At 66.0% G+C, this 16,152-nt stretch carries 13 protein-coding genes; 2 read left to right on the top strand and 11 right to left on the bottom strand.

From position 1 onward, the window contains the following. Positions 1-32: 32 nt before the first annotated feature. From KLP40_RS06330 to KLP40_RS06310, 5 genes are all read right to left on the bottom strand, one after another. Positions 33-2,309 carry a glycoside hydrolase family 3 C-terminal domain-containing protein gene (locus KLP40_RS06330; protein WP_215592923.1) on the bottom strand — a complete coding sequence of 759 codons (2,277 nt, stop codon included), beginning with the start codon at positions 2,307-2,309 and terminating at the stop codon, positions 33-35. A 212-nt stretch (positions 2,310-2,521) separates the two neighbouring features. Further along, positions 2,522-3,625, bottom strand: a complete 1,104-nt coding sequence (locus KLP40_RS06325; RefSeq protein WP_215592922.1) for a glycosyltransferase — start codon at positions 3,623-3,625, stop codon at positions 2,522-2,524. Positions 3,626-3,833: 208 nt separating this feature from the next. Then, complete coding sequence (locus KLP40_RS06320; RefSeq protein WP_246558671.1) at positions 3,834-4,463, bottom strand: polysaccharide deacetylase family protein; 630 nt, start codon at positions 4,461-4,463, stop codon at positions 3,834-3,836. A 210-nt stretch (positions 4,464-4,673) separates the two neighbouring features. Then, the gene (locus tag KLP40_RS06315) at positions 4,674-5,810 is read right to left on the bottom strand and encodes a glycosyltransferase family 4 protein (protein WP_215592920.1); all 1,137 of its coding nucleotides are present in this window, start codon (positions 5,808-5,810) and stop codon (positions 4,674-4,676) included. A gap of 78 nt (positions 5,811-5,888) precedes the next feature. Then, positions 5,889-7,292 (bottom strand): oligosaccharide flippase family protein, encoded by a 1,404-nt coding sequence (locus KLP40_RS06310; protein ID WP_215592919.1) that lies wholly within the window; start codon positions 7,290-7,292, stop codon positions 5,889-5,891. Positions 7,293-7,522: 230 nt separating this feature from the next. On the opposite strand from KLP40_RS06310, the gene KLP40_RS06305 reads away from it, so the two are divergent. Continuing rightward, positions 7,523-8,602 (top strand): GumC domain-containing protein, encoded by a 1,080-nt coding sequence (locus tag KLP40_RS06305; protein WP_215592918.1) that lies wholly within the window; start codon positions 7,523-7,525, stop codon positions 8,600-8,602. Beyond that, the gene (locus KLP40_RS21530; RefSeq protein WP_215592917.1) at positions 8,599-10,056 is read left to right on the top strand and encodes an O-antigen ligase family protein; all 1,458 of its coding nucleotides are present in this window, start codon (positions 8,599-8,601) and stop codon (positions 10,054-10,056) included. Before KLP40_RS06305 ends, KLP40_RS21530 begins: the two co-directional genes overlap by 4 nt. A 111-nt stretch (positions 10,057-10,167) precedes the next feature. On the opposite strand, the gene KLP40_RS06295 is transcribed toward KLP40_RS21530, so the two are convergent. From KLP40_RS06295 to KLP40_RS06270, 6 genes are all read right to left on the bottom strand, one after another. After that, positions 10,168-11,400 carry a PP2C family protein-serine/threonine phosphatase gene (locus KLP40_RS06295; protein ID WP_215592916.1) on the bottom strand — a complete coding sequence of 411 codons (1,233 nt, stop codon included), beginning with the start codon at positions 11,398-11,400 and terminating at the stop codon, positions 10,168-10,170. 172 nt (positions 11,401-11,572) lie between these two features. After that, positions 11,573-12,748: an ABC transporter permease gene (locus KLP40_RS06290; RefSeq protein WP_215592915.1), complete on the bottom strand. Its 1,176-nt coding sequence runs from the start codon at positions 12,746-12,748 to the stop codon at positions 11,573-11,575. Continuing rightward, positions 12,749-13,006, bottom strand: a complete 258-nt coding sequence (locus tag KLP40_RS06285) for a MarR family transcriptional regulator (protein WP_215592913.1) — start codon at positions 13,004-13,006, stop codon at positions 12,749-12,751. A gap of 94 nt (positions 13,007-13,100) precedes the next feature. Beyond that, positions 13,101-13,628, bottom strand: coding sequence for a c-type cytochrome (locus KLP40_RS06280; RefSeq protein ID WP_246558669.1), 528 nt, complete (start codon positions 13,626-13,628; stop codon positions 13,101-13,103). Positions 13,629-13,810: 182 nt separating this feature from the next. Beyond that, positions 13,811-15,004, bottom strand: coding sequence for a glycosyltransferase (locus KLP40_RS06275; RefSeq protein ID WP_215592912.1), 1,194 nt, complete (start codon positions 15,002-15,004; stop codon positions 13,811-13,813). Continuing rightward, a complete protein-coding gene (locus KLP40_RS06270; protein WP_215592911.1) occupies positions 15,001-16,065 on the bottom strand; it encodes a lysylphosphatidylglycerol synthase transmembrane domain-containing protein in 1,065 nt (354 codons plus the stop codon). Before KLP40_RS06270 ends, KLP40_RS06275 begins: the two co-directional genes overlap by 4 nt. Positions 16,066-16,152 lie beyond the last annotated feature (87 nt).

The raw sequence follows: 16,152 nt of genomic DNA, 5'->3' as shown, positions 1-16,152 counted from the left end.
CCCGGTTGCCCGGTTCCTGAGTCGCTCAAACCCTACAGCTCCACGGTGCCCTGCTGGCGGATGTCGCGGCTGGAGGAGCCGGCGAGCAGGGTGAAGCGGCCGGGCTCCAGAATCCACTGCTTCTGGCCCTCATCGTAGTAGCGGAAGGCGTCGGGACCGAGGGTGAGGGTAACGGTTTTGGATTCGCCGGGCTTAAGAAAGACCTTCTGGAAGGCCTTGAGCTCCTTCTCGGGGCGCTTGAGGCTGGCCTGGTCGTCGTGGACGTAGAGCTGAACTACTTCGGCCCCGGCCACCTTGCCGGTGTTGCGCACCGCGAGCGTGACGGTGGCGTTGCGGGAGCCGGGCTTCACGTTCAGCTTGCCGTACTCGAAGCTGGTGTAGCTCAGGCCGTGGCCAAAGGCAAACTGGGGGGCCACCTTGTAAGTGTCGAAGTAGCGGTAACCCACCCAGATATCGTCCTTATACGTCTGCTGGAGGGGGTTGCCGGGGGTGCTGGGGTACTCGCCGAGCTTGTGGGCGGGCGCGTCTTCGAGCTTCACGGGGAAGGTGAAGGGCAGCTTGCCCGAGGGGTTCACGTCGCCCAGCAGCACGTGGGCCAGGGCGGTGCCGCCCTCCATGCCCGGGTACCAGGCCTCCACAATGCCGCGGGCCTTGCCAGCCCAGGCCGATACATCGACGGCCCCGCCGCCCAGGAGCACCACCACGGTGTTGGGCTGAGCCGCCAACACAGCGCTGATCAGCTCATCCTGGCCGAAGGGCAACTTCATGTCGGGTTTGTCGTAGCCCTCGGCATCGTAGGCGTTGTCGCTCCACACCTTGTAATCGTAGCCGTGGGTGGTGCCGCCCACCAGGATGGTCACGTCGGCGGCCTTGGCGGCAGCTACGGCCTGGGCAATCTGCTGGGCGTCGGCCTGCTGGCCCCGGGCAATGGTGTAGCCGGGCACGTAGTTGATCCGGGCGCTGGGGCCGAGGGCCTTTTGCAGGCCCATGAGGGGCGTAATTTCGTACTTGGCCTTCACCTGGGAGCTGCCCCCGCCCATGGAGTTGGGCCGGGTGGCGTTGGCTCCGATAACGGCGAAGGTCTTGGTGGATTTGCTCAGGGGCAGCAGGTTGCCCTCGTTCTTGAGCAGCACAATGCCTTCCTCGGCCACCTTAAGGGCCGTGGCCTGGTGCTCAGCCGCGTTGTAGGCACCGGCCTTGCGCTTGGCCCCGTCCAGCATGTTGGTGGCGTACATCACGCGCAGGATGCGGCGCACCTTGTCGTCGAGCATCGGCACCAGGGCGGGGTCTTTCTTCACGGCTTCCAGGGCGGCGGTGCCGAAGAAGAACCGGTCGTAGAGGGTCGGGGTGAGGGCCGGCATGCCGGCACTGGCCGTCTGGTCGACGGTATTGTACATCAGCGACAGGTCGGTGCCCATTTCCAGGTCGGTGCCGTTGCGCAGGCCCTGCTGGGTGTCGTGCACCGAGCCCCAGTCACTGATAACCAACCCTTTGAACCCCCATTCACCCTTCAGGATGTCGTTCATCAGGTAGGCGTTGTGGGTGGCGTACTGGCCCCGGAACTTGTTGTAGGAGCCCATGAGCGTGTTCACGCCGCCTTGCTGCACGGCCGCCTGGAAGCCGGGCAGATAGATTTCGCGCAACGCCCGCTCGCTCATGTTCACGTCGATGTCGTTGCGGTGCTCCTCCTGGTTGTTGGCCGCGAAGTGCTTCACGCAGGCCGACACGCCCTGGTCCTGCACCCCGCGGATGTAGCCCACCACCATCTTCGACACCAGGTAGGGGTCCTCGCTCAGGTACTCGAAGTTGCGGCCGTTGAGGGGCGTGCGGATGATGTTGATGCCGGGGCCCAGAATTACGTCCTTGCCCCGGAAGGCGGCCTCGCTGCCCAGCACTGCCCCGAAGGCGTAGCCCAGCTCGGGGTTCCAGGTGGAAGCCAGGGTGTTGCCGGTGGGCAGGTAAGTGCCGGCGTCGTTCACGTCCTTGTCCACCTCCCAGTCGCGGCCGTGCTCCACGCGCACCCCGTGGGGGCCGTCGGAGGTAACCAGCTCCGGGATGTTGAGGCGGGGTACGCCGCCCGAGGTGAAGGAGGAATTGGCGTGAATCATGGCAATTTTCTCCTCCAGCGTCAGCTTGGCCAGCAGCGCGTCAATCTTGGCCTCATTGGCCAGCAGCGCCTGTTGGCGGTTGACGTCCGCGGCGGCGGGCGAGTCGGCCGCCGCAGTTTCGGAGGAAGAGGAGGAGGCCTGACAGGAGGCGCAGAACAGGGCGGCCGCCAGCAGGGCGGCCCGGGAATAAGATGGGAACATAAAAAAACGCGAAACGCGGTGGGAAGTAGGTGGTGGGGTATCCAAATGTAAGCTCCGCAGCCAGCAAAAACCACCCTCACACCACGCAAACAGCCTTTATCCTCCGCCTGCCCGAATCAACCCATACGCTTAGGGCACACGCAACCGGGCTCCTGCAGGCCGCTCCGGCCCTCGCAGACGGAAGCCGGAACGCTTAAAAAACAATCGATTATTTACCGGTAGCGCCGGCCCTTCCACTCGAAGGGCAGGGGTAGCAGCCGAAACAGCACCAGGCTGACGGAAAGCCCCAGGGTGTAGAGCTCGAACAGCGGCAGCAACGCCAGGGGCGGACGGCGGCCTACCCGCCGGAAGCACACCCCGGCCAGCGCCCCCTGCACCACCAGCTTGGCCGCCCACACCGCCAGCGCCGCCCCGGGGCCCGCCACCCCGGCCAGCGCCAGCAGCACCAGGTAAAACGACCCGTAGAGCGCCAGACACGCCTGCAGCCAGCCGGGCAGCTGCTCCACCCCGCGCAGCCAGCGCCGCCGCTGGTGCAGCAGCCCCCGCCAGCGGTACTGGGGCAGCGACTCGGCCAGCACCTCAGCCCGGAACAGGTTGCGGCTGCCGAAACCTCGGACCATCAGGACCTTGAACAACTCAAAATCCTCGGTCACGGAAAACGGCAGGGCCTCGTAGCCGCCGGTAGCCTCGTAGGCCGCCCGGGTAACCAGCATGTTGTTGCCCATGGCCGTCACGGGCCGGCCCAGGTCCGTGACCACCTGCACCAATCCCAGGGAAAGCAGCCAGTCGAGGCCCTGGAGGCGGTGGAACAGGCGCGGGCCCGTCACCAGCGTCAGGCCCGTGACGCTGCCCACGCCCGGAGCCAGGTAAGCCAGCAGGCCCTGAAGCCAGGTGGCGGGCACGGCAATATCGGCGTCGGTAATACAGTAGTAGTCGGTGGTAGCGGCCCGGGCGAGGTGGGCCAGCACGTTGGCCTTGCCCCGGGCGGCGCCGAGGTTCTCCTGAATTTCCAACACCCGGAACGTGCCCCCGTACCCCTGCATAGCCGCCGCCGCCACGGCCGCCGTGGCGTCCTCGGAGCCGTCGTTGCCGAGCAGCACTTCCACCAGTTCAGCGGGGTAGTTGAGGGCCCGGATGGCGAGCAAACAGCGGCCGATGGCCGCTGCCTCGTTGCGGGCCGCAATCAGGATGCTTACCCGCGGCAACGGCCCGGGCGGCAGCGGCGGCGCCGGCTCCCCTCCTCCCCGGGCCAGCACCAGCACTGCCACCGCCAGCAGCGTGAACCATCCCGTGAAGTAAAGCGCGAAGAGGAGCATGTTGTGGTTGTCGGTTGTTAGTTGTTAGTTGTTAGTTGTCAGAAAGTACGTCAGTCCCAGTGAAGCGAGGAATCTCGCGTGCTGATGTTGTCATGGCAGTTCAACGTCAGCACACGAGATTCCTCGCTCCGCTCGGAATGACGTTCTTTCTGACAATTGGCAACTGACAACTGGCAACTGGCAACTAACAACCAACAACTCCCCCGCCTTACAGCGCTGCGAACCGGTAGCCTAAACCGGCGAAGTGGTCGAGGTAGCGGGGCAGCACGTAGCGCAGGTTGGGGCTGGCCTTGAGGCTGTCGTGGAACACAACGATGCTGCCGGGCCGGGTGAGCCGGATGGCGGTGGCCAGGCACTCGGCGGGGGCGTAATCCCGGTCATAGTCGCAGGTGAGCAGGTCCCACATCACCACCTGATGAGTAGGGTGCAGGGCGCGGGCCAGACCGGGCGTGAGGCGGCCGTAGGGCGGGCGCAGCAGGGGCCGCGCCTCGGGCTGCAGTTCTTGGAGCACCGTCTGGCAGCGGGCTACATCGGCCAGGTAGGTGGGGCGGGCGTGGCGCCAGCCGCTGAGGTGGTGGTAGGTGTGGTTGGCCAGCCGGTGCCCTTCGGCCAGCACCCGCCGGGCCACGTCGGGGTGGCGCTCCAGGTTCTCGCCCACGCAGAAAAACGTACCCCGCGCCCCGTGGCGGGCCAGCTGCTCCAGCACGAAGGGCGTTTCCTCCGGAATCGGGCCGTCGTCGAAGGTCAGGTAAAGCGTAGGCGGGTCGGTGGCGGGCAGGCTCCAGAGGCAGTCCGGAAACAGCCCCCGCACCAGCCCCGGCAGGCGGTGTAAGTGCAAACTGAGTAGTGAGTAGTGAGTAGTGAGTAGTGAGTAAAAGTACGAACGTCATGCTGAGCGAAGTTGAAGCAGCTCTTCTGTTTTTGTTGCAGCCGGCAGGATTACTATGGCGGTGGTAGAGCTGCGTCGGTTTCGCCTCCGGCTACGGCTGCGCTCAGCAGGACGTTCACTTATTCACGCACTTCCCACTTCACTCATTCCCCACTTCACTCATTCACGCATTTCAGCCGCCCGCTCGATTTCCTGCCAGAGCTGCCGGGCGCTTTCGGCCCAGCTGAAGCGCTGCACGTTGCGGTGGCCACGTTCCACTAATTCCCGGCGGTAATCGGCCGACTCATGCACCCGGGTGAGGCCGGCGCTGATGGAGTCCACCGCAAACGGGTCGACGAGGCAGGCCGCGCCGCCGGCTACTTCGGGCAGGGAGCTGCAGTTGGCCGTGATGACGGGCGAGCCGCTGGCCTGGGCCTCAATGATGGGAATGCCGAAACCCTCAAAATAGGGCACGTAGCAGGTGGCCAGGGCCGCGGCGTAAAGCTCCACCAACTCGACATCGGTAACGCGGCCGGTCAGGTGCACGTCGTGGCGGTGGGTAAGCTGCTGGTACACGTCGAAGATGGGACCGGCTTTCCAGGCCGTGCGCCCCACCACCAGCAGCTTCGTGGGGGCGTTGGTGGCCGTCTTGAACGCGTCGAAGGCCCGGAGCAGGTTGACCAGATTCTTGCGCGGCTGCAGGGCGCCCACAAACAGAAAGTACGCCCGGCCCGCTGCGTACCGCTCCCGGGTCGCCTGCTGCACCTGCGGCGGCCGGGGCCGGAAGTGGGCATCCACGGCATTGTACACCACGCTGATTTTGGCCGGGTCGGTGCCGTAGCGGGCCGTGATGTCCTGCCTGGTGGCTTTCGACACGGCCACCAGCCGCGCCGAGGCCCGGGCGAAACGGGGTGTGAAGTAGCGGTAGTAGGCCAGCACCAGCCGGTCCACGTCCCGGGGAAAATGCTCGAAGGCCAGGTCGTGGAGCACCGTCACGCGGGGGACCCGGGTGCGCAGCGTGGTGAAGCCGTCGGGGCTTAGAAAAACGGCCGGACGGTGGCGGGCCAGCCAGCGGGCCACGGCCCCCTCGAACCAGGCCACCCACAGCAGCGGGTGCCGGGCCGGCGGACTCAGCACGTGGGGCACTACGTTGGGACCCAGCCGGTACCGCTCATCAAACGCCCGATCAAAAAGGAAGTGGAACGTATGCTCCGGCTGCTGGCGCACCAGCTCCCGCACGGTTTCGAGGGTAAAGCGCCCGATGCCCTCCAGCTTATCGCCGGGCAGCAGAAAGCGGACGTTAACGGCAATGTGCATGGGGCTTGGGGGCTTGGGGGCTTGGGGGCTCGGAGAAGATGTAAAACGTGGCGCTGCCTACCTGATTTTGCCGCAGATTCAGTGCGCAGCACGGCGGCGCAGCACGGCCCGGACCTCACGTACGCGCACTACCCCCAGCGCGAATACCAAGGCCAGCAGCCAGACGGCGGCCAGGGCGGTTTCCAGCCACCAGGGCAGCCCGGCGGAAGTACGCAGAACGTACCAGCCGGCGCACAGCCCTGCGAAGGTCAGGGCCAGTTGGCCCAGCAGGCGTACCGGCAGCGTCACACCGGTGCGGCGCGGTACCAGCCACAGGTAGCCCCCCGACACAACTACGGCGCACAGCAGCGTGTTGGCCGCCCCGGCCAGGGCGCCGTAGCGGGGCATGAGCCAGAAATTGAGCCCCACGTTGAGGACGATACTCCCCGTTACCAGCCAGGAAACGGGCTTTTCGTGGTCGGTGCTGGTAAGCAGGGTGCTGTAGATAGCGAAGAAGCCGTGCACCAGCACGTTGAGAAACAGCAGCTGCAGGCAGCGGGTCATGTAACCGATTTCGGCCGGGGTGCTGTGGCCGAACTGGAAGAAGAGCAGCTCGCCCCGGAACAGTCCGAAGGCCACCACCAGCAGCAGCGGCACCGTCACAACCCGCTGGCCGAACCAGAGCAGCTGCTGCTGCTCCCCGGACTGGCCCGTGGCCCGGGCGAACTTGGCAAAGAACAGGGGCAGTACCGTCCAGAGGTACATCATCACGGCATCAACCCAGCGGTAGGCGGCGGCGTAGTAGCTGGCCTCGCGGGCCGATACCAGCCGCTCCAGCATCAACATGTCTACCCGCTCATTGAGGCCGTAAACCAGCGTAATGAGCGCCAGCGGCAGGCTTTCGCGCAGCACCTGGCGGGCCAGCGGCCAGCGCGGGCGCAGGCGCAGCCGTCCGTAGAAGCGCCGGATAAGGCTCCCGAGCAGCAGCAGCGTGAACAGTCCCGCCACTACCCGCGCGGCCACGAACCGCTCCAGCGTGAGGCCCAGCGGCAGCAGCGCCAGCACCAGGCCCAGCAGCAGCACCCGCTCCAGCACCGAAAGCACGGCGTCGGTAGTAAAGCGTTGGTGGGCCTGGAGCACACCCCGCAGAAACTGGGTGTAGTGGGTAAACAGCAGCCCGGCCGCCACCGCCGCCAGCACCAGCAGCCAGTAGTTGCGGTAGCCCAGCAGCCAGCCCAGACCTACGGTAAGCGCCAGAAACCCGCCCCCCAGCCCGGCCCGCAGGGGCAGCAGCGTCGGGAAGAAATCGGGGAAGTAGCTGGCCGACGCGGCTAGGCGCTTGGTGCTGAGCTGGGTAGTGCCCAGATCGGACACGGCCGCCACAATGGTGGCCAGCGTGAGCACGGCCGTGAAGGTGCCGAACAGCTCGTGGCCCAGGCGGTCCTGCACTACATTCTCCAGCACTACCCAGCCGGGCTTAATGAGCAGGTTGAGCAGGACCACAAACCCGATATTTCCGAAGAAGCGTTTGATATCAGCGGGGAGTTGAGCGGGCGGAAGGCAGCCCGGCCGGTACGGGCCACCGGACTACTGGGGGCAAAACTACGCAAAAACCCGTCGGGCCGGACCAGGCTTCCGCTCCCCTCCCGGACCGCATTTTCCCCCTATCTTTGCCCGCCGCCAGTCCGCTCTCCTTCCTTTCCTTCCTTCGGACTGGCCGGCCCGTTGCTCGTATGTCGGATCAAGCGTATTCCTTATTAGGGCTCTGGCCCATTGTTCGTCGGTGGAAAAATCTGGTGTTGCTGGCCGTGGGCCTGGCCGGCGCCATCAGCGTGGCCGTGGCGCTGTGGCTGCCCAACATCTACAAATCGACGGCCGTTTTCTTCCCCACCAACCCCGAAAGTACCGACCCCGACCGCCTCGTGAACGGCGGCAAGCTGGAGCTGGGCGGGCGCAGTGAAGACCTGGACCGCATCATCACCATCGGCCAGGCCCAGCCGGTAGCCGAGCTGCTCATCCGCGAATTCGACCTGTACCGGCACTACGAGGCCGGGCAGCCCGGCGACGATGCGGCCGATAACGCGGTGCTCTACGAATTCAGCTCCAACCTGAGCATCGTGCACAACGAGCGCGACGCCATCGAGCTGACCTTCCAGGACCCGGATAAGCAGCTGGCGGCCCGTCTGGCTAACCGCCTGGTGGAGGTCATCGACTCCATCAACCAGCAGCTTACGCTCGAGAACCGCCGCAGCGTACTCGGCCTCTACCGCCAGCGCTACGACTTCCTGCGCACCGAGTTTGAGCGTTCCCGCCAGCAGCTGGTGCAGGCCCGGCGGCGCTACGGCATTTACGGCCTCGAGGAGGAATCGCGCTACATGAGCCGCGAAATTGTGCGCCTCGAAAGTGCCCTGCGCCAGGCCGAAGGCAGCGGCAACCGCAGCCAGGCCGCCGGCCTGCGCCGGGCCCTGCGCGGCCTGACCGACGAGGAAGGGGAAAACCTGCTCAACCTGGCGCGCTACGTGCAGGGCTCCGACTCGCTGACCATGTTTGCCGCCCGCCTCACTGATTTGCAGGAGCGCCTGGTGAAAGCCCGGGGCGATTACGAAACGGCCGACCTGACGCTTAAGGGCAAGATTTCCTCGCTCTACCTGGTGCAGAAGGCCTACCCGGCCACCCGCAAAAGCAAGCCTATCCGCTGGCTGATTGTGGTGGGCTCGATGGTAGTGACGCTGGCCGTGGCGCTGGTGCTCATCACCCTGCTGGAGCTCTATCAGCGCACCCAACGCCGGTCGCTCGGCGGGGCACGGGCGTGAGCGTAGTGGAGCAGCTGCGCCGCTGGCTGCCCCGGGAACCGGCGCAGCGCGTGTTTGTAGGCGTAATGGGCCTGCTGCTGCTGGGCGGCACGCTGCTGGCTGTTACGTCTTCGGTGGTGCTCCTGCTGCCGGTGGTACTGGTGCTGGGCGGGCTGCTGCTGCTCACCGACTGGCGACTGGTGTACTTCCTGTTCTTTCTGACCCTGCCCTTCGCCCGCGAAATTGGAGTGGGCAGCCTGAGCCTCGACGTACCCTCCGAGCCCCTGATGCTGGTGCTCACCGGCTGCGTGGGGGCCAGCCTGCTCATCGGCCGGCACCGTTTGGCCGCCCGGGAGTTGCAGCACCCGCTTATTGTCCTGCTGCTGCTCACGCTGTTCTGGGCCGTAGTGTCGAGCCTGTTTTCGGTTGACAGCACCAAATCCGTTAAGTTTCTGCTGGCCAAGGGCTGGTACCTGATGCCCTTCGTGCTGGGCACGCTGCTGCTGCTACGCCGCCCGGCCGACGTGTGGCGGGTGGCCGCGCTCTACACGGCCGGGACCTGCGTGACGGTGGTGGTGATTGTGGCCCGGCACGCCAGCCGGGGCTTCGCCTTCAACGAGGTGCAGTGGGCCTTGCACGACTTCTACCGCAACCACGTGATTTACGCCACGGTGCTGGCGTTGCTGCTGCCGTTTGCCTTCTACCGCCTGCGCAGCACCCGGGGCCTGCCGAAGCTGGCCTGGGGTCTGGCCCTGGGCCTTATGCTGCTGGGCCTGCTCACCTCCTACACCCGGGCCTCGGTGCTCTCCGTGCCGGTAGCCGGGCTGTATTACGGAGTTATCCGGCTGCGGCAGACGCGCCTGCTGCTGGCGGGCGTGCTGGTGGCCGCGCTGGCGGGCGCTACCTACTTTCTGAGCCAGAACAACTTCATGCTCTACGCCCCGGATTTCGAGAAAACGATTTTCAACGGCGAGAACTTCGAAAAGCACCTGGAGGCCACCTACAAGCTGGAAGACGTGTCGGGCATGGAGCGGGTGTACCGCTGGGTGGCCGCCAGCCGCATGGCCGCCGACAAGCCCCTGGTGGGCAGCGGCCCGAGCACCTTCTACCCCGAATACAAGCGCTACACGGTGCGCAGCTTCCGTACCTACGTGAGTGACAACCCCGAACGCTCTACTACCCACAACTACTTCCTGCTGCTGCTGGCCGAGCAGGGCTTTCCGGGCATGCTGCTGTTTGTCGCGCTGGTGGGCGCGGCCTTTATCACCATCGAAACCCTCTACCACCGCACCCGGCCCGGTACCCCGCCCCGCTACGTGTTGCTGGCCAGCGGCCTGAGCTTCGTCATCATCGTGTTCCACCTGCTGCTCAATGAGCTGGTCGAAGTGGACAAAATCGGCTCCTTCTTTTTCATCAACCTGGCCCTGCTCATCCGCGTGGGCACCTGGGTGCGGGAGGAGAATACAGTGAAATAGTGAGGTGGTGAAATGGTGAGTTGATGTTCGGGCATCCTGTTTGGCGCAAGTGGCGCAGTCAGGACCTACCGAACATCAACTCACCATTTCACCACCTCACTATTTCACTTCTCACTTAAACCGGCAGCTGAGGATGGTCACGTCGTCGGCGAAGCCGGAGCCGGAGCGGTCGAAGGCCGTGATTTCGCGCAGCAGCTCGCTGTGCACGGTACGCAGAGGGGCGTAGCGGGTGTGGCGCAGCACCTCGAGCACGCCTTCTTCCCCGAACTCGTTCTGCTGGGCATCAAAGACTTCCGTCAGGCCGTCGGTGTAGGCCAGCAGCAGGCTGCGCGGGGGCACCGTGAGGCGGCCGACCTTGAGCATGGGCAGCTCGTCCATGACGCCCAGCATGATGGTGCCCTCCTTAAGGGGCAGCACGGGGCCCGCATCGGGGATGAGCATGGGGTCGTTGTGGCCGGCGTTGACGTAGCTCAGTTCCCGGCTGCGGCGGTCATAGAGGCCGAAGAACACGGTGATGAACTTGTCGCCACCGGCATTGCGGAAGATGAGGTTGTTGAGCTCCTGGGCCACGGTGGCCAGGTCCACCTTCTGGCGCAGCAGGGTGCGCAGCCCGGCCTGGAAGTTGGACATGAGCAGCGAGGCCGCCACGCCCTTGCCCGACACGTCGGCCACGCAGAACAGAAACCGGTCGGCGTCGAGCTCCACCACGTCGTAGTAGTCGCCGCCCACGGCCGTGTGGGGCACGTAGCTGGCGTGCACGGCCACGCAGGCGTCGTTGGGCAGGGTGCGCGGGAAGAGCATGGTCTGCACCTCGCGGGCAATTTCGATTTCCTTGCGCATGGCCGCCGAAGCCACCCGCTGCCGGCCCAGGCGCCGGTTCTCGATGGCGCCCACCAGAATATTGCTCAGCGTCTGCAGAAACTTGGTGGCTTCCTCGCCCGCGTAGTCGTCGTTCACGTTGCCGATGATGACCTGGGCCAGCACCACGCCGTTGCGCACCACCGGAATCACGATTTCCAGGTTGTCCCAGGCGGCGCTCAGGCCGGGCAGGTCGCGCAGGCGGTAGGGCTCGGCGGTGCTGCGGTCGGCAATGCTGTCGGGCAGCGCCACGCGGCGGAAGTCGGAAAGGCCCGCTCCGAACGAGACGGTGCACTCCCATGCCCCTTCCTCCTTCACGTAAAGCACCAGCCGCCGGATGTTGAGCTGGCCGAGCAGGGTAAACTGAAAAATCTTGTAAAGCGCGGCCTCCGGCAGCTCCTGGTTGATGGCCTGGGTGATTTCCAGCAGCGCGCCCAGCTCCCGCTCTTTCAGAAATAACCGTTTCTCGGGAGTAATGGTCGACATCGGTGAAGTGGTGAGATGGTGAAATGGTGAGTTTGATGTTCGGATGGGCTGCTGGCGCGAGGGTAAAATCAGAAACGGTGACGGAAAATTAGCGGTTGACTGGAGGAGGACACTGTTGCCATCAGCGCCGGCCAAACATCAACTCACCAGCTCACTATTTCACCATCTCACCTCACGCCAACGGCGTTTTGGGGTCGTAGGCGTCGCGCAGGCCGTTGCCGAGCAGGTTGAAGCTGAGCACCAGCAGGCTGATGGCCAGGCCGGGCAGCAGCGTGAGCCAGAGGCCGGCCGCGGTGCCCAGGAGCTGAAATCCCTCGTTGACCATCAGGCCCCAGGAGGGCGCCGGGGGCTGCACCCCCAAACCTAAGAAACTCAGACCGGCTTCCAGCAGAATGGCCGCCGCAAAATTACTCGTGGCCAGCACAATCAGCGGGCCGGTCATGTTGGGCAGCAGGTGGCGGGCAATCAGGCGGTCCTGGGGCAGGCCCAGCACCCGGCCGGCTTCCACGAAGGTAGCCGAGCGCAGACTCAGCATCTGGCCCCGCACCACCCGGGCCACGTCCACCCACATGGTCAGGCCCACGGCCACGAACGAGGTCCAGACGCCCTTGCTGTCGAGGGCCAGGGAAATGGCAATGACGAGCATAATGCCCGGAATGCTCCACACCACCGTCATCAGCCCCAGCAGCACCGAATCGACCCAGCCGCCCACGTAGCCGGCCACGGCCCCCACCAGCATGCCCAGCAGCACCGAAATCAGCACCGCCACCAGCCCGATACCCAGGCTCACGCGGGTACCCAGCAGCAGGCGGCTCAGCTCGTCGCGCCCGGCCTTGTCGGTACCCAGCCAGTAGGTGCGCTCAATGATGTTCTGGCGAGCCAGCGGGGCCAGCGCGGCGGCCGAACCGGGCTGGCCGGCCACGGCGCTCAGGGCGTAGGCCTGGCGCCGGTCGGCCAAAGCCGAGTGGTTCTGGTAGGGCCGGGTAATGAGCGAGTCGCCCCGGATTTCATAGCTGGCAATGGGCACCTCGCGGAAGCGCGGAGCCCGGCCCTGCCACCAGGTCAGGAGCGGGTTATCGGCCCCGCGGATGGAGTCGGGTCGGGGCAGGCGTAGGATGGTGGCCCGGAAGCCGGGCGCTTCCTTCTGGAGCTGGACCAGACCGTTGTTGGCCGAGGGTGAGTTATCGGGCATCACCCAGTAGCCGAGCACGGCCACCAGGGTGCAGAGCACGATAAAGCCCAGCCCGAGCATGGCGGGCATGTTGCGCAGCAGGCGCTGGCGCACGTAGTAGCCCGGCGGCCGGGCCGGCGGCAGCGCGGGAGGGGCAGCGGGCGCGGCAACGGCCATTCAGCGGGTGTTGTGCTGGAGCAGCCCTTCCTTGGAGGCCAGAAAGTGGCAGTCACCCACTAGGGCCCCGAAGGAGCTTTCCTCGTAAGCCAGCTCGGTGTCGGGGTCGGGCCAGAAGCTGCGCACGTAGCCCACTTCCAGCAGGCGGCGCAGGTTTTCGGTGAGCACGGGGGCCGAAAGGCCGGTTTTTTTGCTCAGCTCGGCGAAGGGGGTGACGAAGTAGAGTTCGTCGAGGATGTCAAATTCAGCGTCGGTCACGGGTTGGGGCGCGGGTTCAGGGCAAAGGTAGCCGTTCGGAGGAGGTTTCCCGCAGTGGTTCGCGCAGGGATGCGCCAAGGAACGCAGCGGACATTCAATCAACCACTACAACTACATCCGTAGCCCGAGTCTCGTAGGTTTCCACGTAGTCGAGGATCTGGCTGATTTCCTCATCCGAGAGCTGGAAGCTGGGCATCTGCTGCTTTTGATACTGGTTGAAGATTTTGACGGCGTACTCGTCGCCGCTGGCCACCAGTTTGCTGGAGTTCCGGACCCAGGCCCGCAGCCAGGATTCCGGCCGCCGCTTCCGCACTCCGGCCAGGGCGGGGCCTACTATCACCTCATTCGCGGCGTGGCACTGGGCGCAGTTGCCTTTGAACAGGGCATTCCCGGCGGCTACCGAAGCGGATTGTTCTTCCGACAAAGCTACAGCCTTCATCGAAACGGAATCGGCAAACGGAGCCATTTCTACTACATCATCGGCAAGTGACAAAGGCTGCGCTTTCTCAAAAACCTGCGTACCGGTCAACTCACCGCCCAGCATTACCAAACACAAGCCAATGGCCCCGGCCACCACCGTCAGGCTGGCGGGCATCACGATTTCCAGCAGATTCTTACTCATTGGATAAGGGTTTATAAGTATCCTATGAAGTACGCCCCCAAACGCGGTAAACGCAAGGGGTTTTTGGGGTTTGTATGGTCGTCGGTGGCGGTGGCACGGACTTCAGTCCGTAGCCCGATTGAAACTATACTGCCCAGCGGGCTACGGACTGAAGTCCGTGCCACCGCCACCGCCACCGTTACTTACTTCCCTCCTACCCGCCGGCCCTTCCACTCGTAGCCGCCGCGCAGGCCGGCCAGGCCCACCAGCAGGGCGTAGGGCGCGTAGGCCAGCTGGAGCACCGGCACCCACTTCAGCCAGCGGGAGCGGCCCAGAAACCGTAGCACCGGGGCCAGAAACCACGCATCGGCACCCAGCTTGAGCCCGGTGGCGGCTACCGCCCAGGGCAGCAGGGCCGACTGCCAGGGCGCGGCGAGCAGGCCGACGGCCGGGGCCACGTTGGCCAGCAGCACCAGCACGGCCAGCCGCTGGGAGGCCGGGTGCCGGTAGTGCCGCCACTTGCTGGCCCAGCGCACCCGCTGCCGCAGCAGGGCCGCCAGCGTGGCGGGGCCCGCCGTACGTACCAGCGCCGCCGGGTGCTTCAGGAACCGAATGCTGCCCGGAAACGCGGCGTGGAGCTTGTGAAGCAGGAATTCATCGTCGCCGCTGGCCAGGTGGTCGTTGCCCGCGTAGCCGGCCACGGCCGCGAAGGCGGCGCGGTGGTAGGCCAGGTTGGCCCCGTTGCACATGGTGGGCGTGCCGGCCCCGATGCCCGCCCCGCCCGTGCCCACCAGCCCGGCAAACTCCAGCCCCGACAAGGTCTGGAGCACCGTATCCGGCCCCGTCAGCAGCACCGGCCCGCTCACGAAGCGTACCGCCGGGCCTTCCTGAGTTAGCAAGGCGGCGTAGCTGCGGAGCCAGTCGGGCCCCACGCGGCAGTCGGCATCAGTGCAGATGATCCACTCCGCCCGGGCCCGGCCCAGGGCTGCCTGCAACGCCGCTTTCTTGCCGGTGCCGGCTTCCGTCCCATCGGCCAGATTGATGACCCGCAAGGGAAAGGGGCTGTTTTTAGTGGCGGCGGTGAGCAGGGCCAGCGTATCGTCGGTGGAGTGGTCGTCGGTGATGAGGACCTCGAACTCGGCGGCGGGCAGGGTCTGCCGGGCCAGGTCGCGGAGCAGGTGGGGCAGGTTGGCGGCCTCGTTGCGGGCGGCCACCAGCACCGAGAAGCGCGGGGCGGCGGATTCCGCGGCCACGGCAGCGCGGGCAGGCGGCGCGGGCGGCACATCAGCCGGTAGCGTGGGCGCCGGCAGCCGCTGCCAGGCGCGGCGGTAGCGCCCCATTTGGGCGGCGTAGAGGGCCGTGAAGGCCAGCAGCAACAATCCCCAGGCGCTGCTCATGCGGCCGGGAGTTGCGGATTTTCGGCCGGGGCCGGGCGGCTACTTTTCTTCTTCCGCAGCACTTTCAGGCGGAGCACAAATACCAGCCCCAGGGCGCTGGGCACGGCAATATTGAGCACCCACAAGCTCAGGCTGGCGCTGAGCACCGGCAGCACCGGCTGGCCCAGCAGCCCGAACAGGTGGGTGGCCGACAACTCCCGCACGCCCACGTCGGCCAGGGCGTTGAGCGAAGGCACCAGCGACTTGAGCAGGAAGGTACCCGCTACGGCCGCCGCCGCCGGCCCCAGCGGGGCGCGCACCCCGTAGGCCAGCAGCAGCAACCCGAACTGGGCCCCGAAAACCAGGTAGCGCAGGCCCGAAATCAGCAGCACATCCGTTAGCAGGCGGGCCGGGTAGGTGGGCATCACGGCCAGGTAGGGCGTAAACCGGCGCAGCGGCTTCACGGCCCGCACCGCCGCCACCAGCAGCTCGGAGTGGTAGAGGGGCAGCAGCACCAGCAGGTTGATGAGCACCGTGAGCACCAGCAGCCCGAGCTGGGCGGCCGGGTAGCCGGGCAGGTAGAAGCGTACCAGGAAGTAGAGCAGCCCCACCGTGCCGGCCGCCACCGTGGCCACCAGCTGGCAGTAGCGCCCCAGGAACACGGCCCCCAGCGCATCGAGCCGCCGACTTTTAAGCTCCATGATGCGGCCGGCGTAGTCGCCCACCCGGTTGGGGGTCACGAAGCCCAGGGTGAGGCCCACCAGCACCGCCCGGAAGCTGCGCCGGAACGAGACGGGCTCCAGGTGCCGGGCCAGCCGCCACCACTTCCAGGCCTCCAGCCCCCAGTTGAGGGGCATCAGCAGCAGGGCCGCCAGCACCGGGCCCCGCCCCTGCCCGCCCAGGCTGCGCGCCAGCAGCCCCCGCCAGGCGGCGGCCGTGGCGGCATCGGCCACCACCGAGTGCCAGAGCAGGCCCAGCGTGAGCAGGGTGATGGCCAGCTTGCCCGCTACCACCCAGCCCCCGCGCCGGGCCGAAGCTGAGGCAGGTTCAGGAGTTTGGGCGTAGCTTTGGGGTGGCAGCATGCGGGCGTTGATGGCTATTTGCGGCGGACTGTCCGCCTTTTTTCAGGCGAAGCTAACAAGTAAAACACTAGCTTTGGAATGCTGCCG

Source organism: Hymenobacter piscis (genome assembly GCF_018760735.1).
GTDB classification, from domain to species: Bacteria; Bacteroidota; Bacteroidia; order Cytophagales; family Hymenobacteraceae; genus Hymenobacter; species Hymenobacter piscis.
The sequence above is the reverse complement of the archived record's forward strand: the minus strand, read 5'-3'. Positions and strand labels throughout refer to the sequence as shown.